The following is a 21,946-nucleotide window of genomic DNA, read 5'->3' as shown; positions in this document are numbered from 1 at the left end:
CCACAGAAGTCGAGTGCTTCCGGCGGCATAAGTGCTCACCTGCTGGCGGCTACGGAATCGAGCATTCCCCGACTCCGTAGCTCCCATTAGGCGGCTGCGGACCAGCGCCGCCGCGTGATGCACCTGCACCGGCAACCCGTCGGTCAGTGCGTGCAGCAGCTGCAGCTCGGTGGCGCCCCGGTCGAACCACGCCGTGACGTACGGCTCCAGCGCCGCGCAGTCCGCCGACGACAGGCTCAGCATGGGTGCGGTGCGGCCGAGCGCGGCCAGCAGGACGAACGCCCGGGAGCGGGTCTGCCCTCGCTGCTGCTCCGGCGGTACGTCGCCCCTGGTGAACGCCGCCCACCAACTGTCGTCGCGAGGCGTGCGGGAGAAGAACGTACGCGTCACCCAGCGCGCGCTGCCCGAACCGATGACGTGCTCGCTGCCCCGGCGCAGATACCCGGCCCGCTGGAGGTTGTTCAGCGCGGTCCGCAGCGCGCACTGCCCGTACGGCAACACCTTGGCCAGCGTCTTCACGGAGATGTCGGCGCCGTCCGGCAACCGGTCGACATAGGCGGCGACCGCGGCCTCACGCGGCGGAAGGTGCGCGAAGTCGCCTGCTGCGCAGGGGCGTTGACCGGACGCGGACCGCTTGCCGTAACCCGGACCGGCCATCGGGTGCTGCGATGCGTGCGGGGGGATGTGAGGGGGTGCGTGCGGTGTGCGCGGGGCAGCACTAAGCTGGCTGTCAGCCATTTGATCGCCTGTTTCGATCTCGTTGGTCAGGCCCCTGTTCGGTGTTCCCGCACCGGCAGGGGTCGTTCGTTATGCGGAACGCTAGAGCGTTCGCACCGTGTGTGGCAAGCCGGTCACGAAAAGTGAACGTGCCTGCTGGGGAGGGTGGGTGGGATGGGGCCCTCCACCCATTCCTTGAAAAAGCGCTCGGAGTACGGGGCTTGAGCCCCGGGTCTCAGTTGCGCTTGAGGTCCGCGACGAAGGACGACCACGCCGCCGTACGGAAGACGAGCGCCGGGCCGTCCGGGGCCTTGGAATCGCGGACGGGGACGACACCGGGGTGGCCGTCGGCGACTTCCAGGCAGTCGCCGCCGCTTCCGCCGCTGTATGTCGACTTCCGCCACGTGGCGACCTCGAGGCAGTCGCCACCGCTTGCGCCGCTGTACGAGGACTTGTGCCAGGTTGCTGTGGCCAGGTCGTAGTCAGAACTGCTGAGCTTCATGGGCGTAATCCTCCGCCACCGACTCGATCAGGACCAGGGACGCTTCCGGTGACAATGCGCTGGCCGCCACCAGATCGTAAGTCAGTTCGTAGTGCCTGACGGTTGCGGGATCGTCGTGCAACTTCCCTGTACCCAGGCCCTGAAGGTAGGCGAGTGGGGGCGCGTCATCGAAGGACATCAGCTTGAGCGGACCTTCCATGGCCATGTGTGCGTCCGCGTTGAACGGCAGCACCTGCACGATGATCCGGTGTTCGCGTGCCAGCTTCAGGACGTGGTTGAGCGCCTCTGCCGTCACTGCCGGTCCGCCGGCCTCCCGACGTAACGCCGCCTCGTCCAGAACCGCCCAAACCAAGGGGGTTGTTGGATCGGACAGCAGGTGCGCCCGCTCCAGCCTCGCCGCGACCAGATCGTCGATCACGTTCTCCGGAGCTGTCGGCTGGTATGCGCGGAACACCGCCCGTGCGTACGGCTCCGTCTGCAACAACCCGGGGATCAGCTGCGGCGCGTACTCCTTGATGGTCTTCGCGACGGCCTCCGCCTCCGCCGCCTCCGCGAAGTGGTCCGGGTACTTCGACTTCTTCAGGGCGACGCAGTTCCGTACGAAGAACCCGTCCGTCGTCAGGATCTCGTCGAACTTCTGGGCCTGGTCCACCTGCATCCGGCGCGTACCGGACTCCAGTTGGCCGATGAACGAGCCGCTGACGAAGAGCGGGTGACCGAGTTCTTCCTGGGAGAGACCGGCTTTGTCCCGTCGGTGCCGGAGTTCGGCGCCGAGAAGGGCGCGTGGGGAGGAGGACGGATCGAGCTTCTTGGGGCCCGGCATGGCAACTCCCTGTGACACACCTGCGGTTGTTGGACCTGCGCCACTTCCAGGCTAGTCGAGCGTCGGACACGCTGGGTATGCATTGCGATTACCGAGCGTGGAAGGTGTGCAGGATGACCACTACGGAGCGACGACGGGTTGCCGCCGGAAGAGTGCGGGAGGCGGAGGACGCGGTGGAGACGCTGAGGCAGGGGCTGAAGGGTGTGGGGCTCACGCTGCCGTCGTTGCGGATCGATCCGGTGTCGTGCGCGGGGAACGAGCCCACGCCGCTGGTGGATCTCGGGCGGTGCGCCATCGACACGGCGCTGCGGCTGAGCGCCGTTCTGGAGAAGAAGTGTGACGGGGAGGCCGGTCATGACGGGTGAGGGACTCGAACCGTGTACGCCGGAGCCCGGGACGTACGCGGTGGACGCGCGGGACGGACGGGTGGGGCGCGTGATGGGGTGCGTCGGACCGTACGTGCAGTTGCGGCCGCCGGGCGGTGGGGCGGAGTGGGACTGTCCACCGGAATCGGTGCAACCGGCGCCGCCCGGGGTGGTGCTGCGGGCGCGGGTCACGGAGGCCAACCGGGAGGGGCGGTGGCCGAGATGAGGCGGTGTTGTCAGTGGTGGGTGGGACGGTGAGGTATGGCGCTTTCGATTCGTTTCAGCTGTGACGAGTCCACTGGCCGGTGGACGGCGGTGGCCGATGACGGCAGCAGGACGGCCACCGTGACCGCGAATACGCACGACGAGGCTTCGGCGTTGGCGCACGAGGCCTTCGGTCTCGATGCGTGCCGCCCGCCGCAACCCCTACCGGCAGGGTGGCACCGATTCACGCTGGCCCACTGCCCGGTGGCGGAGTATCCCCGTGCGGATGATCCCCGCTACGACGGAATCAGGGCGCGCCCACCCGAGGGGTGCGCAGTGGAGGATCTCGGTTCGTATTTCGGGCTCAGATGTGAGCGCCCCGGGGCCACGCTGCTCGACGCCGTCGCCGACGTGTGCGCCGAGATCAGGGCCGAGCATGGGCTGCTGATGACCGACCTGGGGATCGAGAAGCTCTGGGAGTGGTCCTCGGACGGCAGCGACGGGTGGGGTGCCGAGATCGTCGGTCAGCTGCTGCTCATGGCGGCGGAACGTGGGCCGAAACTCGGTTACAGCATGGACGACTTGGTGCGGTTCCTGCGTACTGCGGCCGGGGAAGCGTGAAAGGGCGGCACCCGTGCGGGTGCCGCCCTCTGTTGCGTTACGGGATCAGGCGCGGGCCGGTTCCGGTGCCGGGTCGGTGACCGGGGCGGTCGGGGTGCCGGTAGCCGCGACCGTCGAAACCGCCGGCTCCTGCGACACGTTGAACTCCGCCAGCAGGTCCTTGCTGAAGCCGAAGAAGTACGTGGCGACGAAGCCCGCCAGGTAGCCGACCAGCAGGCCGCCCGCGTAGATCGCGATCGTCGTGCCCAGGCCGTGGTTGCCGTCGAGGAGCGGGAACAGGGCCCAGCCGGACGGGCCGATCGCCGTGGAGCCGACCGAGCTGCCGAGCTGGTTGAAGAAGCCGACGAACGCCCCGCCGAACGCACCGCCCACACACGCCGTGATGAACGGGCGGCCGAGGGGGAGCGAGACACCGTAGATCAGGGGCTCGCCCACGCCCAGCAGACCGGCCGGGAGCGCCGACTTGATCGTCCTGCGGATCGACTCGTTGCGGGGGAGACGGAGGTAGACCGCGAGGGCCGCGCCGACCTGGCCCGCGCCCGCCATGGCGAGGATCGGGAGGAGGACCGTGTAGCCCTGCTGCTCGATCAGGGTGGTGTGGATCGGGATCAGCGCCTGGTGCAGGCCCAGCATGACCAGGGGGAGGAAGAAGCCGCCGAGGACCAGACCCGCGCCCGCACCGCCGTTGGACAGCAGCCAGTTGGCGAAGTCGCCGATCGCGGTGGAGACCTCACCGGCGACGTACATCAGGCCGAAGATCGTCACCAGGCCGGAGACCAGCACCGTCAGCGTCGGGGTGACCAGGACGTCCAGCGCCTCCGGGACCCAGCGGCGGCACCACTTCTCCACGTACACCGCGAGGACCGCCGCGCCGAGCGCGCCCAGTACGCCGCCCTGGCCGGGGGAGAGCTTCTGGCCGAACGCCTCGATGTCCGCGACGCCGGGGAAGACGATGATCGCGGCGACCGCACCGCCGAGGATCGGCGTACCGCCGAACTCCTTCGCCGTGTTGTAGCCGACGAAGACGGCGATCAGCGCCATGAAGCCGGACGCCATCGCGCCGAGCGCGGGCGTCACCGAGGTCAGCCAGCCCAGGTTCTTCAGCAGGCCGTTGAGACCGGCGATGATGCCGCAGCCGATGAGGGCCGGGATCAGCGGGACGAAGATGTTCGCGATCTTCCGGAGGAAGAGCTTGAACGGGGTGGCGTTCTTCGCCTTCCGTGCCGCCTTGATCGCGGCGCCCTGGGCGGTGAGTTCGGCCGCGGCGGTGGGGGCCGGCTCGGTGGGGACGGCCGGTTCGGGGGCGGCTGCGCGGCCCTCGCGGACCAGCTTCTCGAACTCCGGGGTGACCCGGGCGACGGTGCCCGGGCCGAGGACGATCTGGTACGTGTCGTCCTCGACCACACCCATGACGGCGGGGAGCGCCTTCAGGGCCTCGTCGTCGACGAGCGAGCGGTCGTGCAGGCCCAGGCGGAGCCGGGTCATGCAGTGGACGACGGAGCTGACGTTCGCGGCGCCACCGACGAGCGGAAGGATCGCGGCGGCAGTGGCGCGGTTCTTGTCTTCTGTAGCCATGGTGCGTGGTGCCTTGCTGTGCGGGGGAGAGCGGAGCGGTACCCCGGATGGGGTCAGGTGGTGGTGCGTGGTGCGGCCGCGAGGGCGGCGCGGAGGTGGCCGTCGGACGCGGACAGGAGTGTGGCGGCGGTGGGACCGTCGACCTGGCCGAGGATGGTGAGGATCGCGTTCTTCACCTCGCTGTCGGTGGCGGCGAGTGCGGCTTCGATCTCCTCGTCGGAGGCGCCGGTGGCGAGGGCGACGATCCGGCGGGAGCGGGCGCGCAGCTTCTCGTTGGAGGCGCGGACGTCGACCATCAGGTTTCCGTAGGTCTTGCCGAGCCGGATCATCGTGATCGTCGACAGCATGTTGAGGACGAGCTTCTGCGCCGTACCGGCCTTCAGCCGGGTCGAGCCGGTGAGCAGCTCGGGACCGACGACGATCTCGATGGGGTGATCGGCCGCGGCGCCGAGCGCCGAGTCCGCGTTGCAGGACAGGCCGATGGTCAGCGCGCCCTTGGCGCGGGCGTGCTCGACGGCCCCGATCGCGTACGGCGTGCGGCCGGAGGCGGAGATGCCGACCACCGTGTCGTCGGGGGTGAGGTCCAGGGCGTCGAGGTCGGCGGCGGCCAGCTCCTTGCTGTCCTCGGCACCCTCGACGGCCGTGATGATCGCGGAGGGTCCGCCCGCGATCAGGCCGATGACCTCGGACGGGTCGGTGTTGAACGTGGGCGGGCACTCGCTGGCGTCCAGGATGCCCAGCCGGCCCGGGGTGCCCGCGCCCGCGTAGATCAGCCGGCCGCCGCGGGCCATGCGGGCGGCCGTGCCGTCGATCGCCGCTGCGATCTCGGGCAGCCGGGCGGCGACGGCGGTCGGGACGGTCCGGTCCTCGCCGTTCATGATCCGGGCAATCTCCAGCGTGCCCAGCCGGTCGATCTCGGCGAGCTCGGGCCGGAACGCCTCGGTGGTGAGGGTGGCGAGCTCGGCGCGCAGCTCCCCGTACTCGGAGTCCCGGCCGGGCGTCGCGGCGTTGGCGTCGGTGGTGGAGGTCATGACAGCGGCTCTGCTTTCTCGATCTCGTGTCTCGTGCGGTTCAGCGGGTACGGCGTCGGGGTCAGCGGGTGCTGCGAGGGGTGTGCCGGTGGGCGAGCGCCTCGTAGGAGGCGGCCAGCGCCGGGGCGGCCGTCTCGTACGTCCGCTGGGCGACCCCGATGAACAGGCAGTCCACGACGAGCAGCTGGCTCGTACGGCTCGACATCGCGGCGGGGCGCAGCTCGCTCTCGCGGGCGGTGGACGTCGTCAGCACGTGGTCGGCGTACTGCGTCACCGGGCCGTCGGGGCGGCCGGTGATCGCGATCGTCGTCGCCCCCTGGTCGAAGGCCACCCGGAGCGGTTCGATGACGTCGACCGTGGAGCCGGAGTGGGTGATCGCGATCGCCACGTCGCCGGAGCGGAGCTGCACGGCGTTGGTCACGGCCAGGTGCGGGTCCATGTGGGCGTGCGCGATCAGGCCGATCCGGAGCAGCTTCTGCCCCAGGTCCTGGGCGACGAGGGACGAGGCACCGACGCCGTAGATGTCGATCCGGCGGGCGGTCGACGCGGCGGCGACGGCGGCACCGAGCTGCACCGTGTCGAGCCCGGCGGCCGTGTCGGCGAGGGTCTGCTGCTCGTCGAAGGCGAGCTTGGCGACCACATCGGCGATCGGGTCGTCGACCGCTATGTCCGCCGTGACGGCGGGGGCGCGGCCGGACTGCTGGTGGGCGGCGAGCCCGGCCAGGGCGAGGCGCAGATCCCGGTAGCCGGGGTAGCCGAGGAGGCGGGCCGTGCGGACCACGGTCGCCTCGCTGGTGCCGGTGAGCTCGGCGAGACCGGTGACCGTCAGGGCGGCGCAGCCGGCGGGGTCGCCGGCGACGGCTTCGGCGACCCGCTGCATGGAGCGCGTCATGGACGGTGCGAGCGTCCGCACCTTGGCCGCGAGGGCGGCCGGGGCGGGCGGAGAATCACCGCTGAAACTTTCCTTCAGGTCCTTGGTCACATTTGAAAGATATTTTCAACCCTGCGGTCCGTCAACCCCCTTTGGTCCCGACCTCTGGCAGAACCGAGAATCTGCCTGTGCCGAAGGCCCGCTTACGGCGAAGGCCGGTCGGGTACGGGGTGAGAATGGCTCCATGGAGTTGAACCGCCTGGAGCAGGCGCTGCACACCGCCCGCGCGCTGGTGATGGCCGATCTCGCCGCCGGCGACGTCGCCGAGGCCGAAATCGTCTCCCTCGTCGAGGACGCGGTGATGCACCGGCGCTGGTGGGTCGAACAGTGGCCGGAGGGCGTGGAGTACGTGGTCGGCCTGGTCGCCCAGGACGTCCAGGACGCGCTGCTGGAGCGATACGGCCGGTGGCCGCTCTGCCCGGTCTGCGACGCGGGCGACCCGCACGCCCTCGACGTCGAACCGGAACTGGGGCCCGACCCGCGCTGGGTGTGCACCAAGGCGACCGTGATGGTGGCACGCGTCGGCGCGCTGAGCGGGGTGCTGCGCCGGTGACGGTCTATATCGACCCGCCGGACTGGCCGGGTCACGGACGTCTCTGGTCGCACCTGGTCAGCGATGTCTCGTTCGAGGAGCTGCACGCCTTCGCCGCCTCGATCGGCTGCCCGCCGAAGGCCTTCGAGCGCGACCACTACGACGTGCCGGAAACCCGGTACGCGGACGCGGTGCGGGCCGGGGCGCGCGAGGTCGGCTCCAAGGAACTGGTGCGCCGGCTGACGGACGCGGGGCTGCGACGCCCCAAGGGACGCCCGGCTCCTGGCAGTTGAACGCATGCGGCGGACGCGGCTGCCGGGGTCACACCGCCGGGGCAGCTGCTTCCACGGACGCCTCCGACGAAGACGCCGCCGCGGGCGAACCGGCCACCCGGCGCGACCTGCCCCCGCCCTGCAGCCGCAGCGACCACACCACCCCGACCAGCGCCAGCACCGTCATCGCCGCGCCCGCCCAGGCCGTGGCCCCGAACCCGAAGTCCGCGTCGATCACCGTGCCGCCCAGCCAGGGGCCGCCCGTGTTGCCCAGATTGAACGCGGCAGTCGTCGTCGCACCCGCCAGGGTCGGGGCCGCGCCCGCGATGTTGAACATCCGGGCGTTCAGCGCCGGGGCCGTGTAGAACGCCGACAGGCCCAGCAGGAAGGCGAGCCCGACCGCGGCGACCTGGTTCGAGGCGAACAGTGCCAGCGCGACCAGGAAGACCGTCGAGGCCGCGATGCCGCTCATCAGCACCCCGAAGAGGTGTGCGTCTGCGACCCGGCCGCCGATCGTCGTACCGATCAGCGCACCGATCCCGAACAGCGCGAGGACCGTCGGCACCCAGCCCGAGTCCAGCCCGGCGACATCCGTCAGCAGCGGTGCCAGATAGCTGAACGCACAGAAGACCCCGCCCGCCGCCAGCGCCGTGACCACGATCGACAGCCACACCTGACGGTCGCGGTAGATGGACATCTCCCGCTTGAGCTGCGGCTTCTCCGCAGGGAGCGGGATGCGGGGGATCAGCGTCGCCACACCGGCCAGAGCCACGGCCGACGCCGCACCGACCGCCCAGAACGCCGACCGCCAGCCGAGGTTCTCACCGAGGAACGCCCCCAGCGGTACGCCGAGGACGTTCGCGATCGACAGCCCGCCGATCATCACGGCCATCGCTCTGGCCCGCGCGTTCACCGGCACCATCGCGATGGCGACCGCCGCCCCCACCGCCCAGAACCCGGCACATGCGAAGGCGCTCACCACCCGGGACGCGAAGAGCACCTCGTACGTCGGCGCAAGCGCACCCGCGACCTGCCCGAGGCCGAAGACCGAGATCAGTGTGATGAGGGTGGTCCGGCGCGGCAGCCGGAGCGTGGCCACGGCGAGCAGGGGTGCGCCGATCACCATGCCGATGGCGAAGGCGGATATGAGGAGCCCGGCCCGGGGGATCGACACGTTCATGTCGTCGGCGATCGGCGGCAGCAGTCCGGAGAGCATGAACTCGCTCGTACCGAGGGCGAAAACCGAAAGGCCCAAAATGTATACGGCCAGAGGCATACGGGTGCGGTGACGAACGGCGGAGTCGGGCATGGCAGGTGCCAACGGCGATGTCGGCCGTTACATTCCCGTATCGGCGGATCGTGCCCGTTGTCTCAACGGGTGAGCAGCTCAAGCTCCGTCAGCAGGTTCTGCCGGGCGCGCGGCTCCCACTCCGCGATGCCGTGGGGCGTACGGAACAGTCTCGGCAGCCCGAGCAACTGGCGCAGTACGGCCGCCCGGCCGTCCCGGAACGCGTCGTCGGGGACGAAGCCGTACTCCTCCCGCACCTGCGCCGCGTACTCCGCGTACTCCCTGGGGGCGGCCGCCAGAATTGCCAGATCCGCGTCGCACAGCACCTCGCCGTTGGTGTCGCCGTCCGCCGGGTCGTGCGTGACGGTGAGCCGGACCAGCCGGGCCACCTCGGCGGTGATGTCGTCCGGGACACCGGCCTCGGGCAGGGCGCGCTCGGCGACAGCGGCGCTGCGCTCCTCGTTCTCGGAGCGGTCCGGGCGGTACACCGCGTCGTGGAACCACGCGGCAAGGCGGACGGCGTCCGGGCCGGCGGCGTGGCCGGCCAGCGTGTCGATGCGGTCGAGGACCGCCGTCAGATGGGCGGTGGTGTGGTACTTCCGCTGCGGTTCGGCCCAGCGGTCCAGCAGGTTGTCGGCGTACGGCAGCGGATCGGGGACGGGGGAGCCGCCCCGGACGGCGACGAGGGCCGCGTGCCAGCGGCGGCGGAGGGCGTCGTCGGTGGCACGTGTGTCGGGGGCGGCGCTGGCGTCCATGCCTAGACCTTAGGTCCTGGGGCCCGGGGGAGCCGACCGGCCGGGGCGGCTCCCCTTCGGGCCGAGGCCGACGGTCAGTGGCCGGGCGGGGTGTCCAGGGCCAGTGCGGCGAAGGTGGCCAGCCAGTGGTCCGTGCTGAAGTCACCGGAGGAGACCGAGGGCAGGCCGGCGGCGAGATGAGCCTCGGCCGAAGCGGTCAGAGCGGTGTGGGCGGGGCCCTCGCCCAGCGCGTCGCCGATCGTACGGAGGGCCGCTGCCCGGCTCAGGGTGAGGCCCAGGAGGTGGCCGATCTGCGGGTCCGAGTGGTCGGAGACCACGGGCGGGGTGAGCAGCGGAGAGTCCGTCAGCCCCGGCAGGAACACGGACAGCCAGGTCCGGAACTCTGCGACGGGGAGCACTCGGCGCATCGCGTCCGCCTCGGTCAGGGCGGGGGAGAGGAAGTCCTGCCCGGACGCCGGACGCGTGCGAGCGGACCTTCTCGCGCAGCTTCTGCGGCAGCGGGCGACCCGCCTTGGCCTCGGCGGCGGCCTCGGCCATCGGGGCGATCAGCGGCCGCACACTCTGCGCGGGACCGCCGATGCTGGTGAGTCCGACGGAGGCGGTGAGCTGCCGTATCAGCAGGTAGAGCGCCAGGAAGCGGCCGGTGGTCAGCCTGCCCAGCTTGCCGATGAGAGTACGGGCCTGCTCCTGGAGTCCGTACCGCTCAAGGAGCCCGATGACGGGCAGGGTGATGACGAAGACGGTCACGGAGCGCGCGGAGGCGAAGCTGTTGCCGAATGTGGCCAGCACCTCCTGCGGGGAGAGCTTGCCGAGCAGCCCTGTGACGATGCCTGCGACACCCACCACAAGGAGGGGATTGCGGCGGGTGGCGAATCCGAGGATCACCACGAGCACGCCGAGGAGAACGATCACGCGTCGGCCTTCTTCCGCGCATGGACGTGCGGGCAGGCCTGCTCGGTCCTGAGGGGACGGGGTAGTGCGCGAGACATTAAGCGATTGTTCAACAAGCCCACAAGGGTGTGAGGTACATGGATAGCAAAGTGTGAGGTGGGACCGTGGTGTGGCCGGGGCGGGTGGTGCACGGTTCGGTCGGTGCGGGCGGCAGATGGTGCGATATTGCCCTGATCTGCGGTTTTGCCCAGAGGGAGTCCGGCGCGTGGCGTACGGCCGGGGTTCGGGGGGCGGTGCAGATTGTGGAACGGTCCATGCGTGACACGACGCGGCGCGGGGTGAAGCGCGGGGGCGTACGGAGTGGGGTTGCTGCGTGGCGGGTGCCCGGGGCGGGGCTATCGCGCGGTCAGGCGCTCCGCGTACGCCTCCGCCAGCTGGCGCCGTGAGTCCTCCAGGTAGAAGGCCAGCATCCGCTCGGCGCCCGCCGCGTCTCCCTCGGCGAGTCTGTCCGCGATCTCCCTGTTCCGGGTGAGGTAGGGCTCGTGGAACCGACGCGGGTCGGCCATCACGTGGAAGGCCAGCCGCAGTTCGGCGAGGACGTTGCGCATCAGCTCGTCCGTGCGGGGGCTGTTCGCGAGGCCGGCCAGGGCCTGGTGGAAGCGGATGTTGGCGGTCGAGCAGACCGGCCAGTCGTTGGCCAGCGCCGCCTGCTCGCCCGTCGACACGGCGGCCTCGACGGCCGTCAGGTCGTACGGCGGCTCGCCGAGCGTCCGCAGGGCGGCGCACTCGACGAGCAGCCGGACCCGGTAGATGTCCACCAGGTCGTCGACGGCGAGGACGCGGACGAAGACGCCCTTGTTGAGCCGGTGTTCCAGGAGGCGTTCGTGCGACAGCAGGCGGAACGCCTCGCGCAAGGTGTTCCGGGACACGGCGAGGGCGCCGCTGATGCTCTCCTCGGAGAGCCGGCTGCCCGGCGGGAAGTAGCCTTCGGTGATCCGGTCCCGCAGGATGGCGGCGACCCGCTCGGCGGTGCCGGAGCGGGCCAGAGAGGCACTGTCCGCCGCCAGTTCCGAGAGATCCGGAGAAGTCCGGCCGCCCGCATTCCCCGCCATGCCCCGTCCCCTGCCTATTGCCGTGCGCTTCGTCCGGTGCGCACTCTGTGTCCAGTGAACCGTACGGCCGTCTCACTCCCCAAGCCAGGTCTTGTCAGATTGTTGAACAATCGCTAGCGTGCGTCCGTGATGGATCTGACGAACCCGACGAACCCGACGAACCCGACGAACCCGATGGATCTCAACGCTGATCTCGGCGAAGGGTTCGGGCACTGGACCCTCACCGATGACGACGCGCTGCTCGACTGCGTCACCAGCGCCAATGTGGCCTGCGGGTTCCACGCGGGCGACGCCTCCGTGATGCGGCGGGTCTGCGATGCGGCGGCGGAGCGGGGCGTACGGATCGGCGCGCAGGTCGCCTACCGCGATCTGGCCGGCTTCGGGCGCCGCTCCATGGATGTGCCGCCCGCCGAACTGACCGCTGAGGTCGCGTACCAGATCGGCGCGCTCCGGGTGTTCGCGGAGGCGGCGGGTTCCACGGTGTCGTACGTCAAGCCGCACGGCGCGCTGTACAACCGTGCCGTCTGGGACGACGACCAGGCCGCCGCCGTCGTCGAGGGCGTCCGGCTGGCGGGGGGCCGGCTCGCGGTCCTCGGCCTGCCCGGCTCCCGGCTGCTCGTCCATGCGGAAGCGGCGGGCCTGGCAGCGGTCGAGGAAGCCTTCGCCGACCGCGCGTACACCCCGCAGGGCACGCTGGTGCCGCGCAGCGAGCCGGGCGCGGTCGTGCACGACGAGGACGAGGTCGTACGCCGCAGTGTGGGGATGGCGGTCGACGGCCGGGTCACCGGCGTCGACGGCATCCGCATACCGGTCGCCGCCCGCTCCCTGTGCGTCCACGGCGACACCCCGGGCGCGGCGGAACTGGCCCGCCGGGTCAGGGGGGCGCTGGAAGAAGCGGGCGTTGCCGTGCGGGCGTTCGCGTGAGTGGGGACACCGGTGCCGGTGCTGATGAGGTGCTGGTGCTGCCCGCCGGGCGGGAGGCGTTGCTCGTCGAGCTGAGCTCCGGCGAACACGCCGAAGCCTTCCATGCCGAGCTGCTGCGTCGCCGTGCGCGCGGTGAGCTGCCTGCCGTACGGGAGATCGTCCCCGGCGCGCGGACCGTGCTGCTCGACGGGATCGCGGACAGCAGCCCGGAGGGCCGGGAGCGGTTGGCCCGCGAGCTGGAGTCCTGGCGGATACCGCCGCTGCGGAGCGGCACCGGTGACGCGGTCGAGATCCCCGTCGTCTACGACGGGCCGGATCTCGCCGATGTCGCGGCGGCGTGGGGTGTCGGCGTCGACGAGGTGCCGGGCATGCACGCCGGTACGGAGTTCCGGGTGGCGTTCTGCGGGTTCGCACCCGGCTTCGGCTATCTGACCGGTCTTCCCGGGCACCTCCATGTGCCGCGGCGGGCGACTCCGCGTACGAAGGTTCCAGCGGGGGCGGTGGCTCTGGCGGGGCCGTACACCGGGGTCTATCCGCGCCCGTCGCCCGGCGGCTGGCAGCTCATCGGGCGGATGCCGGAACCGGGGGAGCTGTGGGATCCGGCGCGGGAGCCGGCGGCGTTGCTGAGCCCCGGGGCGCGGGTGCGCTTTGTCGCGGCGGAGGTGCGGCCATGACCGGTGCCATCGAGGTGATGAGGGCCGGAGCCCTGACCACCGTTCAGGACGCGGGGCGGGTCGGCTGGGCGCATCTCGGGGTGCCGCGGGCCGGGGCCCTGGACTCCCCGGCTCGCCGGCTCGCCAACCGGCTCGTCGGCAATCCCGCGGACGCCGCCGTGCTGGAGACCACGGTCACCGGTTGCGCTGTGCGGCCGTCGCGTTCGGTGGTCGCCGTGGTGGGGGGCGCGGGGTGCCGGGTCACGGTGGACGGGCGACCGGTGGCATGGGGCGCCGCCGTTCACGTACCGGCGGGGGCGGTGATCGACGCGGGGCCTGCGGAGCGTGGCCTGCGGAGTTATCTGGCCTTCGGGGGCGGCCTCGTGCCGGAGCCCGTGCTCGGCAGCCGGTCGGCGGATCTGCTGTCGGGGCTCGGGCCGACGCCGCTGCGGGACGGGGACGTGGTGCCGTTGGGGGTGTCCGCGTGCCCCGTTGTGCCGGTGCCCGACACCGTGCCGTGGCCGGCGGCGCCGACCGAACTCGTGCTGCCTGTGCAACTGGGTCCGCGCCATTCGTGGTTCACGGAGCGGGCGCTGCGCACCCTTGCCACTGCGGTGTACCGGGTCTCGCCGCACAGCAACCGCATCGGCCTGCGGACGGAGGGGCCTGCGCTGGAGCGTGCGCGGGAGGGCGAACTGCCCAGCGAGGGGATGGTGCTGGGGGCGATTCAGGTGCCGCCGGACGGGCGGCCGGTGGTCTTCCTCAACGACCATCCGACGACCGGGGGATACCCGGTCGTCGGTGTCGTGCACGAGACCGCACTCGCGGGGGCGGCACAGGCGGTGCCGGGCACCCGGGTGCGGTTCGTGAGCGCGGGCTGAGCACCGGCCCCGTCGGGCCGGTGCGCGGTCCTACGCCTCCGCCCGGAACCCCCGCAGCCGCAACGAGTTGCCCACCACGAACACCGACGAGAACGCCATCGCCGCCCCCGCGATCATCGGGTTCAGCAGCCCGGCCGCGGCCAGCGGCAGCGCCGCCACGTTGTACGCGAACGCCCAGAACAGGTTCGTACGGATCGTCCCCAGCGTCTTCCGCGACAGCCGGATCGCATCCGCCGCCGCCCGCAGGTCCCCGCGGACCAGGGTCAGGTCGCCGGCCTCGATCGCCGCGTCCGTGCCTGTACCCATTGCCAGGCCCAGGTCCGCCTGGGCCAGCGCCGCCGCGTCGTTGACGCCGTCGCCGACCATCGCGACCGAACGGCCCTGCGTCTGCAGCCGCTTGACGACATCGACCTTCTCCTCGGGCATGATCTGCGCGTACACGTCGTCCCGGTCGATCCCGACCTCCGCCGCGACCGACTCCGCCACCGCCCTGTTGTCCCCGGTGAGGAGGATGGGTGTCAGGCCCAGGGCCCGCAGCCGCACGATGGCCTCGGCGCTGGTGTCCTTCACCGCGTCGGCGACCTCCAGGACCGCCCGCGCCTCGCCGTCCCAGGCCACCGCGACGGCCGTCCGGCCGGCCGCCTCCGCCGCCGCTTTCTTCCGGGCCAGTTCCCCGGGCAGGTGGATCTCCCACTCGGCGAGCAGCTGCTCACGGCCTACGAGGACGGCGTGGCCCTCGACAACACCCTGGACGCCCAGGCCGGCGACGCCGGCGAAGTCCTCGGGGACGGGCAGCGCCGTCCCGGTCCGCTCGGCCGCGCCCGCGGCGACCGCCCGGGCGATGGGGTGCTCGGAGGCGTGCTCCAGAGCGCCCGCCAGTCGCAGCACCTGCGTTTCGACCGCCGCCTTGTCCGCCGCCTCGGCCGCCACGTGGACGTCCAGCAGCGTCATCCGGCCGGTCGTGACCGTACCGGTCTTGTCGAGGACGATCGTGTCGATACGGCGTGTGGTCTCCAGGACCTCGGGCCCCTTGATCAGGATGCCGAGCTGCGCCCCGCGCCCCGTGCCGACCATGAGGGCGGTGGGCGTGGCGAGGCCGAGGGCGCACGGGCAGGCGATGATCAGTACGGCGACGGCGGCGGTGAACGCGGCTGTCAGACCCGCCCCGCTGCCGAGCCAGAACCCGAGCGTGCCGAGCGCGAGCGCGATCACGACGGGCACGAAGACCGCGGAGATCCTGTCGGCCAGCCGCTGGGCCGCCGCCTTGTCGTTCTGCGCGTCCTCGACGAGCTTCGCCATCCGCGCCAGCTGCGTGTCTGCGCCGATCCGGGTCGCCTCGACGACGAGCCGCCCGCCCGCGTTGAGCGTGGCACCCGTGACGGCGTCACCGGCACCGACCTCGACCGGCACGGACTCGCCGGTGAGCATCGACGCGTCCACCGCCGAGGCGCCCTCGACGACGGTGCCGTCAGTGGCGATCTTCTCACCGGGACGGACCAGGAACCGGTCCCCGACCCGCAGCTCCGCCGTCGGTACGGTCACCTCGCGGCTGTTCCTCAGCACAGTGACTTCCTTGGCACCCAGCTCCAGGAGCGCCTTGAGCGCCGCGCCCGCCTTCCGCTTGGAACGGGCCTCGAACCAGCGGCCGGCCAGGATGAAGGCGGTGACGCCGGCCGCGGCCTCCAGATAGATGTTCCCGGCGCCGTCGCTGCGGCCGATGGTCAGCTCGAAGGGGTGCGTCATGCCCGGCATCCCGGCCGTGCCGAAGAACAGCGCCCACAGCGACCACAGGAACGCGGCCGATGTGCCGACGGAGATCAGCGTGTCCATCGTCGCCGCTCCGTGCCGGGCGTTGGTCCAGGCGGCGCGGTGGAACGGCCAGGCGGCGTAGGTGACGACGGGGGCCGCCAGGGTCAGCGAGAGCCACTGCCAGTACGTGAACTGCAGCGCCGGGATCATCGACATCGCGATCACCGGTACGGCGAGCACGACGGCGGTGAGCAGCCGCTTCCGCAGCGGGCGGAGCGCGTCGGCCCCGTCCTCGGCTGCGGGCGCGGACTCCTCGGTGCGTACCGGAGGTGCCGGCTCCTGTGCCGCGTAGCCGGTCTTCTCGACGGTGGCGATCAGGTCCTGTACGGAGAGATCCTCGCCCCGGTAGCTGACCTTGGCCTTCTCGGTGGCGTAGTTGACGGTGGCGCTGACGCCGTCCATCCGGTTGAGCTTCTTCTCGATGCGGGCCGCGCACGATGCGCAGGTCATGCCACCGATGGAGAGCTCGACCTCTGCCGTGGTGTCGGTGCCGATGCCGGTTGCGGCGGTGTGCGCGGGCACGGTGTCCTCCCTGGGTGGGGGTATACCCCTGGGGGGTATCTAATGCTGATGCATGTATACCCCCCGCCCCTATGAAGCGCAAGTGTGGATCCGGTGCGGAGGTGCGGACCGGGCGCGTCCGGCCCTCGGGCACCCCTCTGACCTCGCGTATCTTCACGTTCGCAGGGAGGCTGCACCTTCAGCCGACTGACCCGTAGGCTGGCCATTGGACTAGACCTATAGCTGTTTACTGGAGGAATGGGGTCCCATGAGCAACCGTGCAGTCCTGGAGGTGATCGCTCTCGACGCGGAGGACGCGGTCGCTGCCCAGGCGGGTGGTGCAGACCGGCTCGAGCTGGTCACCGACATGACGGCGGACGGACTGACCCCGTCGTGCGCGACCTTCGCGGAGATCCGTGCCGCAGTCGACATCCCGCTGCGGGTGATGCTCAGGGTGGCCGACGGCTTCGCAGCCGGTGACATCGACGTACTCGTACGGAAGGCGTGCGAGCTGCGGGCCGAGGGCGCCGAGGAATTCGTCCTCGGCTTCCTGGACGCGCAGGGCCATGCGGACCTCGTGACCGTCGAGCGGCTCGTCGCCGAGCTGGACGGCTGCCGCTGGACGTTCCACCGCGCGATCGACCGCGCCGCCGACCGGGACGCCCTGCGCAAGCAGCTTGCGGATCTGCCCGGCCTCGACACGTACCTCACGGCGGGATCGACGCGCGGCGTCGACGACGGCATCCCGACGCTGCTCGTCGAGGCGGCACGGAAGGGCGAGCCCGGGTACGAGCCGCAGATCCTGGTGGGGGGCGGGCTGCGGCTCGAACGCCTGCCGGAGCTGCTGGCCGCGGGCATCGACGCGGTGCACATCGGGGGCGCGGCGCGGCCCAAGGGATGGGACGCGCCGGTGGACGCGGCAGCGGTACGGGAGTGGCGGGCGCGGCTCGACGGGTAGGCGGCGCACCGGGGACACCGGTTCCGTCCTCGAACGCCGGACGGGCTCGGGCGATAAAGCCCGCCCGGCGATTGAGGACAGAGCGGCTACCGGACGGCCCCGGTAGCCCCGAGCACCTCCGGCAGCCCCGCCGCATGCACCACCGTCAGCCCCGACACCGCACGGGTCAGCGCCACATACAACCGGCGCAGGCCCGTGCGCTCGTCCGGTTCGCCGTCGACCACCGCCGCCGGTTCGTCCAGCACCACGTAGTCGTACTCCAGGCCCTTCGCCAGCGAGGCCGGGACCAGCGTCAGCCGGGATTCGGCCGTCGTCTCCTCACCCGGCGACAGATACGCGTGACTCGCCGCCGTCAGCGCTTCCGCCAGCGCCGGGATCCGCGCGTCCGCCGCGATCAGCCCGATCGATCCCTCCTGCGCCAGCGACTCCTCGCAGGCCGCGAGCACCGCCGCGTCCAGTCCGGCAGCGTCGGGCACCTTCCGTACCGCCAGCGAACCCGGCGACTCACGCACCGACTCCACCTCCGCAAGACCCGGCGAGATCACCGGCAGCAGCCGTGACGCGTACGCGATGACCTCCCTCGGCACACGGAAGCCCGCCGTCAGCTCCTCCACCACGGCGTCCTCCTTGCCCAGGTGGTGCAGCGCCTGCGCCCAGCTCTCCGTCGACCACGGCGTCGTCCCCTGCGCCAGGTCGCCGAGCACGGTCGCCGAACCGGTCGTGCAGCGGCGGCCCACCGCCCGGTACTGCATGGGGGAGAGGTCCTGTGCCTCGTCGAGGACGACATGGCCGAGCGAGTGCGTACGCGCCACCAGGTCGCTCGCCTCGTCGATCAGCACCGCGTCCGCCGCCGACCACTGCGCGGACTTCACGCTCCGGGCCGGCTTCGTCCACAGGACCGTCTTCCGCTCGTCCTCGGTGAGCAGCCCGTCCGCGTGCGCGGCCAGGAACTCCGGGTCGGAGAGCAGCCGCAGCACCAGCTTTGCCGGGTCGACGGCGGGCCAGATCGCCTTCACGGCCGCCTTGACCGCCGGAGTGCGGGCCACCGCGTTCTGCACCCGGTCGTCGGGGGCCTCACCGGCCTCCTCCATCCGTACCAGGACGGCGTGCGCGATGCGCTGCGGAAGCGCCTCGTGTGCCGCGCCGTACCGCATGTCGCGGGCCAGCAGCTCCGTGACCATCTCCTCCAGTTCGTACGCGGGCACCCGCCAGCGGCGCGAACCGCGCACCACCATCACCGGCTCCGTCGGCAGCTTCACATGCGAACGGAGCGCCCGCCGAAGCACCTCCGCCATCCGGGCATCCCCCTTGACGACGGCCGCGTCCGCCGCGTCCGTACCCCGCACCTCGACATGCGCCGCCACCAGATCGTCGACGGTCGCCTGCTTCACCTCCAGCTCGCCGAGGGCCGGGAGCACCTGCTCGATGTAGTGGAGGAACGACCGGTTCGGCCCGATGACCAGCGTGCCGGTACGGGCGAGCCGCTCGCGGTGCGCGTACAGCAGATATGCGACCCGGTGCAGGCCGACGGCGGTCTTGCCGGTACCGGGTCCTCCCTGCACGCAGACCGTCCCGCCGAGCCCGCTGCGGACGATCTCGTCCTGCTCGGGCTGGATCGTCGCCACGATGTCGCGCATCGGACCGACGCGCGGCCGCTCGATCTCCGCCTGGAGCAGCTTGCTGGTCTGCGGGGCCTCTGTGGGGTCGGTGAGGTGCTCGTCCTCGTACGCGGTCAGCTCGCCGCCGGTGTACCCGAAGCGGCGGCGCTGTCCGACGTCCTGCGGGTCCTTCTTCGAAGCCCGGTAGAACGGCTGCGAGACGGGCGCACGCCAGTCGATGACCATCGGATCGCCGTCGGCGTCATGGACGTGGCGGCGCCCGATGTAGAACTGCTCTCCCTCCGCGCCCTCGGCCTGCTCGGCACCGACCGGGTGCAGATAGTCGAGGCGGCCGAAGAAGAGCGGGGTGTGGGAGAGATCGGCGAGCGACTTGATGCGTTCGTCGATCTGGGCCTGCAGGACGGCGGCGTTGACCCAGTTCGCGGTGACATCGCGGATGTCGAGGGCCTGGGCGTCCTCACGCATGGCGCGCAACGCGGCCCGGGACGCCGCGAGATGGGCGCGCTCGCGAGCCAGCGGATCGGTGGTGGTGTCGCTTTCGTGTTCGTGCGCGGGCACGGTGTGGCCTCCGGCTTTTCAACGCAGGACGGCGGACCGCAGCACGCTCCCGGTTGGCCAGGGGGCGACGCGGTCCGCTCGAGGATCGATCACGGGATACGCACGCAGGTGCACGTACGGCTGTCGGCCGGTTTCCGTCCGGCCGGCGGCGCTCCCCCGGCTGCCGGCGACGAGCCGGTACCACGGTGCGGGAGGCGGGCAGACCGGCGATTGTATCCACCACGACCGGCAGGGTCGAACGAATTAGGCTGCCCGGTCCACCCTCTGTCCACCCCCCGTCCACCCCGTAGGGGACGGCATCCGACCGGAGGCCTATGCGAAGACCACGGGGATTCCGCCCGCGGGCCGATGCCTCTACGGGACGGGCGCAGGACCATGGGATACATGAGCACCGCCAGTCTGAACCCACACGGGACCGGCCCCGCGCACGGCGCGACGGCGGCCACCGGTCACCCGCCCACCCACCGTGTCGGCGACGCCGTGCGCGCCGTGAAGGTCTTCGCACGCGCCGCGTTCGGCGTGGCTGTCCTCGGCGAGTACGCGGAGGAGGCAGGCGTCCTCCGCCGCGACCATCGAGAACAGCACGACCGATCGACACGCCGCGAACACTGAGTACGGACAGCTGCCGCCCCGGCGACTGCTCGGCGGGCATCAATGCCCGCTCGTGGCCCCGGGCGGCTGAGCCGCGCTCCCCGGGACCGGTCGACTCAGTGGCTCAGTTGTCCGCCAGCAGCTCGTCCGCGTCCACGATCCGGTACGCGTAGCCCTGCTCGGCCAGGAAGCGCTGGCGGTGTGCCGCGAAGTCCTGGTCGATCGTGTCGCGGGCGACCACCGAGTAGAACCGGGCCTCGTGCCCGTCCGCCTTCGGCCGCAGCACCCGGCCGAGCCGCTGCGCCTCCTCCTGCCGCGAGCCGAACGTGCCCGACACCTGAATGGCGACGGTCGCCTCCGGAAGGTCGATCGAGAAGTTCGCGACCTTCGACACGACGAGGACGCTGAGCTCGCCCTCGCGGAACGCGTCGAAGAGCTTCTCCCGCTGCGCATTGCTCGTCTCGCCCTTGATCACCGGGGCGTTCAGATGTTCGCCCAGCTCGTCGAGCTGGTCGATGTACTGCCCGATGACGAGGGTCTGCTCGCCCCGGTGCTTGCGCACCAGCGCCTCCGTCACCTTCCGCTTCGTCGCGGTCGTCGCGCAGAACCGGTACTTCTCCTCGGCCTCGGCGGTCGCGTAGGCCAGCCGCTCCGCGTCCGTCAGATTGACCCGGACCTCGACACAGTCGGCCGGCGCGATGTACCCCTGCGCCTCGATCTCCTTCCACGGTGCGTCGAACCGCTTGGGGCCGATCAGCGAGAAGACGTCCGACTCGCGGCCGTCCTCGCGGACGAGCGTCGCGGTGAGGCCGAGCCGCCGACGGGCCTGCAGGTCGGCGGTGAACTTGAAGACGGGTGCGGGCAGGAGGTGCACCTCGTCGTAGATCACCAGACCCCAGTCGCGCGAGTCGAACAGCTCCAGGTGCGGATAGATGCCCTTACGGCGGGTCGTCAGCACCTGGTACGTGGCGATGGTGACCGGCCGGATCTCCTTGCGCGTACCGCTGTACTCGCCGATCTCGTCCTCGGTCAGCGACGTCCGCTTCACCAGCTCGTGCTTCCACTGCCGGGCCGAGACGGTGTTCGTCACCAGGATCAGCGTGGTCGCCTTGGCCTCCGCCATCGCACCGGCCCCGACCAGCGTCTTGCCCGCACCACAAGGCAGTACGACAACACCGGATCCGCCGTGCCAGAACCCCTCGACGGCCTGCTTCTGGTACGGCCGCAGCGCCCAGCCGTCCTCGGCCAGCTCGATCGGGTGCGCCTCGCCGTCGACGTATCCGGCCAGGTCCTCGGCCGGCCAGCCCAGCTTCAGCAGCGTCTGCTTGATCTGTCCGCGCTCGGACGGGTGCACCGCCACGGTGTCCGGATCGATCCGGACACCGACCAGCGGCTGGACCTTCTTCGACCGGAGGATCTCCTCCAGCACGGGCCGGTCGGTGGAGGTCAGCACCAGCCCGTGGACCGGATGCTTGGAGAGCGTGAGGCGGCCGTACCGGGCCATCGTCTCGGCGATGTCGACCAGCAGCGCGTGCGGTACCGGATAGCGCGAGTACTGCACGAGTGCGTCGACGACCTGCTCGGCGTCGTGCCCGGCGGCGCGTGCGTTCCACAGCCCGAGCGGAGTCAGCCGGTAGGTGTGGATGTGCTCGGGCGCCCGCTCCAGTTCCGCGAAGGGCGCGATCGCACGACGGCAGGCATCGGCCTGGTCGTGGTCGACTTCCAGGAGCAGCGTCTTGTCGCTCTGAACGATGAGGGGTCCGGTCACGCGTCTCGGCCCTTTCTACGGGGTGCGGCCACCTGTGCGGCCAAACGTCCAGTGTGCCGCATGCG

Annotated in this window: 22 protein-coding genes and 2 pseudogenes; 10 read left to right on the top strand and 14 right to left on the bottom strand. The window is 71.3% G+C overall.

The window, feature by feature from the left end:
• The 3 genes from ABZV38_RS26875 to ABZV38_RS26865 form a co-directional block, all read right to left on the bottom strand.
• Positions 1-657, bottom strand: a 657-nt coding sequence (locus tag ABZV38_RS26875) for a hypothetical protein (RefSeq protein WP_356331021.1), incomplete at its 3' end; no start/stop codon positions are given.
• A 295-nt stretch (positions 658-952) separates the two neighbouring features.
• Positions 953-1,219 (bottom strand): DUF397 domain-containing protein, encoded by a 267-nt coding sequence (locus ABZV38_RS26870; protein ID WP_356331019.1) that lies wholly within the window; start codon positions 1,217-1,219, stop codon positions 953-955.
• Positions 1,200-2,042, bottom strand: coding sequence for a helix-turn-helix transcriptional regulator (locus ABZV38_RS26865; RefSeq protein ID WP_356331018.1), 843 nt, complete (start codon positions 2,040-2,042; stop codon positions 1,200-1,202). The genes ABZV38_RS26870 and ABZV38_RS26865 overlap by 20 nt, the downstream gene beginning before the upstream one ends.
• A 113-nt stretch (positions 2,043-2,155) precedes the next feature.
• Here ABZV38_RS26865 and ABZV38_RS26860 point away from each other — a divergent pair, with 113 nt between their 5' ends.
• The 3 genes from ABZV38_RS26860 (at position 2,156) to ABZV38_RS26850 (ending at position 3,232) form a co-directional block, all read left to right on the top strand.
• Positions 2,156-2,407, top strand: a complete 252-nt coding sequence (locus ABZV38_RS26860) for a hypothetical protein (RefSeq protein WP_356331017.1) — start codon at positions 2,156-2,158, stop codon at positions 2,405-2,407.
• Positions 2,397-2,633 carry a hypothetical protein gene (locus tag ABZV38_RS26855; protein WP_356331016.1) on the top strand — a complete coding sequence of 79 codons (237 nt, stop codon included), beginning with the start codon at positions 2,397-2,399 and terminating at the stop codon, positions 2,631-2,633. The genes ABZV38_RS26860 and ABZV38_RS26855 overlap by 11 nt, the downstream gene beginning before the upstream one ends.
• A 314-nt stretch (positions 2,634-2,947) precedes the next feature.
• On the top strand, positions 2,948-3,232 hold the full coding sequence (locus ABZV38_RS26850; protein WP_356331015.1) for a hypothetical protein: 285 nt from the start codon (positions 2,948-2,950) through the stop codon (positions 3,230-3,232).
• Between the two features lie 45 nt (positions 3,233-3,277).
• Here ABZV38_RS26850 and ABZV38_RS26845 read toward each other — a convergent pair whose 3' ends face one another.
• The 3 genes from ABZV38_RS26845 to ABZV38_RS26835 form a co-directional block, all read right to left on the bottom strand.
• Complete coding sequence (locus tag ABZV38_RS26845) at positions 3,278-4,807, bottom strand: PTS transporter subunit EIIC (protein WP_356331014.1); 1,530 nt, start codon at positions 4,805-4,807, stop codon at positions 3,278-3,280.
• Between the two features lie 53 nt (positions 4,808-4,860).
• Positions 4,861-5,838, bottom strand: coding sequence for an N-acetylmuramic acid 6-phosphate etherase (gene murQ, locus ABZV38_RS26840; RefSeq protein ID WP_356331012.1), 978 nt, complete (start codon positions 5,836-5,838; stop codon positions 4,861-4,863).
• 61 nt (positions 5,839-5,899) lie between these two features.
• Positions 5,900-6,820, bottom strand: a complete 921-nt coding sequence (locus tag ABZV38_RS26835) for a MurR/RpiR family transcriptional regulator (RefSeq protein ID WP_356331010.1) — start codon at positions 6,818-6,820, stop codon at positions 5,900-5,902.
• Positions 6,821-6,953: 133 nt separating this feature from the next.
• On the opposite strand from ABZV38_RS26835, the gene ABZV38_RS26830 reads away from it, so the two are divergent.
• Both ABZV38_RS26830 and ABZV38_RS26825 read left to right on the top strand, forming a co-directional pair.
• Positions 6,954-7,322, top strand: coding sequence for a hypothetical protein (locus ABZV38_RS26830; protein ID WP_356331009.1), 369 nt, complete (start codon positions 6,954-6,956; stop codon positions 7,320-7,322).
• Positions 7,319-7,594, top strand: coding sequence for a DUF4031 domain-containing protein (locus ABZV38_RS26825; protein WP_352304469.1), 276 nt, complete (start codon positions 7,319-7,321; stop codon positions 7,592-7,594). Before ABZV38_RS26830 ends, ABZV38_RS26825 begins: the two co-directional genes overlap by 4 nt.
• 28 nt (positions 7,595-7,622) lie before the next feature.
• Here the strand turns inward: ABZV38_RS26825 and ABZV38_RS26820 are convergent, their stop codons facing one another.
• The 5 genes and pseudogenes from ABZV38_RS26820 to ABZV38_RS26800 form a co-directional block, all read right to left on the bottom strand.
• Complete coding sequence (locus tag ABZV38_RS26820) at positions 7,623-8,849, bottom strand: Cmx/CmrA family chloramphenicol efflux MFS transporter (RefSeq protein ID WP_356331007.1); 1,227 nt, start codon at positions 8,847-8,849, stop codon at positions 7,623-7,625.
• A gap of 95 nt (positions 8,850-8,944) precedes the next feature.
• Positions 8,945-9,616: a hypothetical protein gene (locus ABZV38_RS26815; protein WP_356331005.1), complete on the bottom strand. Its 672-nt coding sequence runs from the start codon at positions 9,614-9,616 to the stop codon at positions 8,945-8,947.
• A 74-nt stretch (positions 9,617-9,690) separates the two neighbouring features.
• Positions 9,691-10,068: pseudogene (locus ABZV38_RS26810) on the bottom strand (DUF2891 family protein); the annotation flags it as partial.
• Between the two features lies 1 nt (position 10,069).
• Positions 10,070-10,528 (bottom strand): annotated as a pseudogene (locus ABZV38_RS26805) (DUF969 family protein); the annotation flags it as partial.
• A 374-nt stretch (positions 10,529-10,902) separates the two neighbouring features.
• Positions 10,903-11,619 (bottom strand): GntR family transcriptional regulator, encoded by a 717-nt coding sequence (locus ABZV38_RS26800; protein ID WP_356331003.1) that lies wholly within the window; start codon positions 11,617-11,619, stop codon positions 10,903-10,905.
• Between the two features lie 174 nt (positions 11,620-11,793).
• On the opposite strand from ABZV38_RS26800, the gene ABZV38_RS26795 reads away from it, so the two are divergent.
• The 3 genes from ABZV38_RS26795 to ABZV38_RS26785 are packed head-to-tail and all read left to right on the top strand — an operon-like array spanning position 11,794 to position 14,077.
• Positions 11,794-12,543, top strand: a complete 750-nt coding sequence (locus ABZV38_RS26795) for a 5-oxoprolinase subunit PxpA (protein ID WP_356331026.1) — start codon at positions 11,794-11,796, stop codon at positions 12,541-12,543.
• 35 nt (positions 12,544-12,578) lie between these two features.
• Entirely contained in the window at positions 12,579-13,217 is a 639-nt protein-coding gene (locus ABZV38_RS26790) for an allophanate hydrolase subunit 1 (protein WP_356331025.1), read from the top strand.
• Positions 13,214-14,077, top strand: coding sequence for a biotin-dependent carboxyltransferase family protein (locus ABZV38_RS26785; protein WP_356331001.1), 864 nt, complete (start codon positions 13,214-13,216; stop codon positions 14,075-14,077). The genes ABZV38_RS26790 and ABZV38_RS26785 overlap by 4 nt, the downstream gene beginning before the upstream one ends.
• Positions 14,078-14,107: 30 nt before the next feature.
• Here ABZV38_RS26785 and ABZV38_RS26780 read toward each other — a convergent pair whose 3' ends face one another.
• On the bottom strand, positions 14,108-16,408 hold the full coding sequence (locus tag ABZV38_RS26780; RefSeq protein WP_356330999.1) for a heavy metal translocating P-type ATPase: 2,301 nt from the start codon (positions 16,406-16,408) through the stop codon (positions 14,108-14,110).
• 247 nt (positions 16,409-16,655) lie between these two features.
• Here ABZV38_RS26780 and ABZV38_RS26775 point away from each other — a divergent pair, with 247 nt between their 5' ends.
• Positions 16,656-17,345 carry a copper homeostasis protein CutC gene (locus ABZV38_RS26775; RefSeq protein ID WP_356330997.1) on the top strand — a complete coding sequence of 230 codons (690 nt, stop codon included), beginning with the start codon at positions 16,656-16,658 and terminating at the stop codon, positions 17,343-17,345.
• 86 nt (positions 17,346-17,431) lie between these two features.
• On the opposite strand, the gene ABZV38_RS26770 is transcribed toward ABZV38_RS26775, so the two are convergent.
• Positions 17,432-19,522, bottom strand: a complete 2,091-nt coding sequence (locus ABZV38_RS26770) for a UvrD-helicase domain-containing protein (protein WP_356330995.1) — start codon at positions 19,520-19,522, stop codon at positions 17,432-17,434.
• Positions 19,523-19,906: 384 nt separating this feature from the next.
• Here ABZV38_RS26770 and ABZV38_RS26765 point away from each other — a divergent pair, with 384 nt between their 5' ends.
• Complete coding sequence (locus ABZV38_RS26765) at positions 19,907-20,134, top strand: hypothetical protein (protein WP_356330992.1); 228 nt, start codon at positions 19,907-19,909, stop codon at positions 20,132-20,134.
• 103 nt (positions 20,135-20,237) lie between these two features.
• Here the strand turns inward: ABZV38_RS26765 and ABZV38_RS26760 are convergent, their stop codons facing one another.
• Positions 20,238-21,881, bottom strand: a complete 1,644-nt coding sequence (locus tag ABZV38_RS26760) for a DNA repair helicase XPB (protein ID WP_356330990.1) — start codon at positions 21,879-21,881, stop codon at positions 20,238-20,240.
• Positions 21,882-21,946: the final 65 nt, after the last annotated feature.

It is taken from the genome of Streptomyces sp. NPDC005181 (assembly GCF_040608395.1).
In the GTDB taxonomy this organism is placed as follows: Bacteria; Actinomycetota; Actinomycetes; order Streptomycetales; family Streptomycetaceae; genus Streptomyces.
Note: the sequence above shows the minus strand (reverse complement) of the source record. Positions and strands in the feature narration are given on the sequence as shown.

Coding starts and splice junctions, on each gene's coding strand:
- ABZV38_RS26870 (WP_356331019.1), bottom strand. CDS start 1,219: ATGAAGCTCAGCAGTTCTGACTACGACCTGGCCACAGCAACCTGGCAC.
- ABZV38_RS26865 (WP_356331018.1), bottom strand. CDS start 2,042: ATGCCGGGCCCCAAGAAGCTCGATCCGTCCTCCTCCCCACGCGCCCTT.
- ABZV38_RS26860 (WP_356331017.1), top strand. CDS start 2,156: ATGACCACTACGGAGCGACGACGGGTTGCCGCCGGAAGAGTGCGGGAG.
- ABZV38_RS26855 (WP_356331016.1), top strand. CDS start 2,397: ATGACGGGTGAGGGACTCGAACCGTGTACGCCGGAGCCCGGGACGTAC.
- ABZV38_RS26845 (WP_356331014.1), bottom strand. CDS start 4,807: ATGGCTACAGAAGACAAGAACCGCGCCACTGCCGCCGCGATCCTTCCG.
- murQ (WP_356331012.1), bottom strand. CDS start 5,838: ATGACCTCCACCACCGACGCCAACGCCGCGACGCCCGGCCGGGACTCC.
- ABZV38_RS26830 (WP_356331009.1), top strand. CDS start 6,954: ATGGAGTTGAACCGCCTGGAGCAGGCGCTGCACACCGCCCGCGCGCTG.
- ABZV38_RS26820 (WP_356331007.1), bottom strand. CDS start 8,849: ATGCCTCTGGCCGTATACATTTTGGGCCTTTCGGTTTTCGCCCTCGGT.
- ABZV38_RS26815 (WP_356331005.1), bottom strand. CDS start 9,616: ATGGACGCCAGCGCCGCCCCCGACACACGTGCCACCGACGACGCCCTC.
- ABZV38_RS26800 (WP_356331003.1), bottom strand. CDS start 11,619: ATGGCGGGGAATGCGGGCGGCCGGACTTCTCCGGATCTCTCGGAACTG.
- ABZV38_RS26795 (WP_356331026.1), top strand. CDS start 11,794: ATGGATCTCAACGCTGATCTCGGCGAAGGGTTCGGGCACTGGACCCTC.
- ABZV38_RS26785 (WP_356331001.1), top strand. CDS start 13,214: ATGACCGGTGCCATCGAGGTGATGAGGGCCGGAGCCCTGACCACCGTT.
- ABZV38_RS26775 (WP_356330997.1), top strand. CDS start 16,656: ATGAGCAACCGTGCAGTCCTGGAGGTGATCGCTCTCGACGCGGAGGAC.
- ABZV38_RS26765 (WP_356330992.1), top strand. CDS start 19,907: ATGAGCACCGCCAGTCTGAACCCACACGGGACCGGCCCCGCGCACGGC.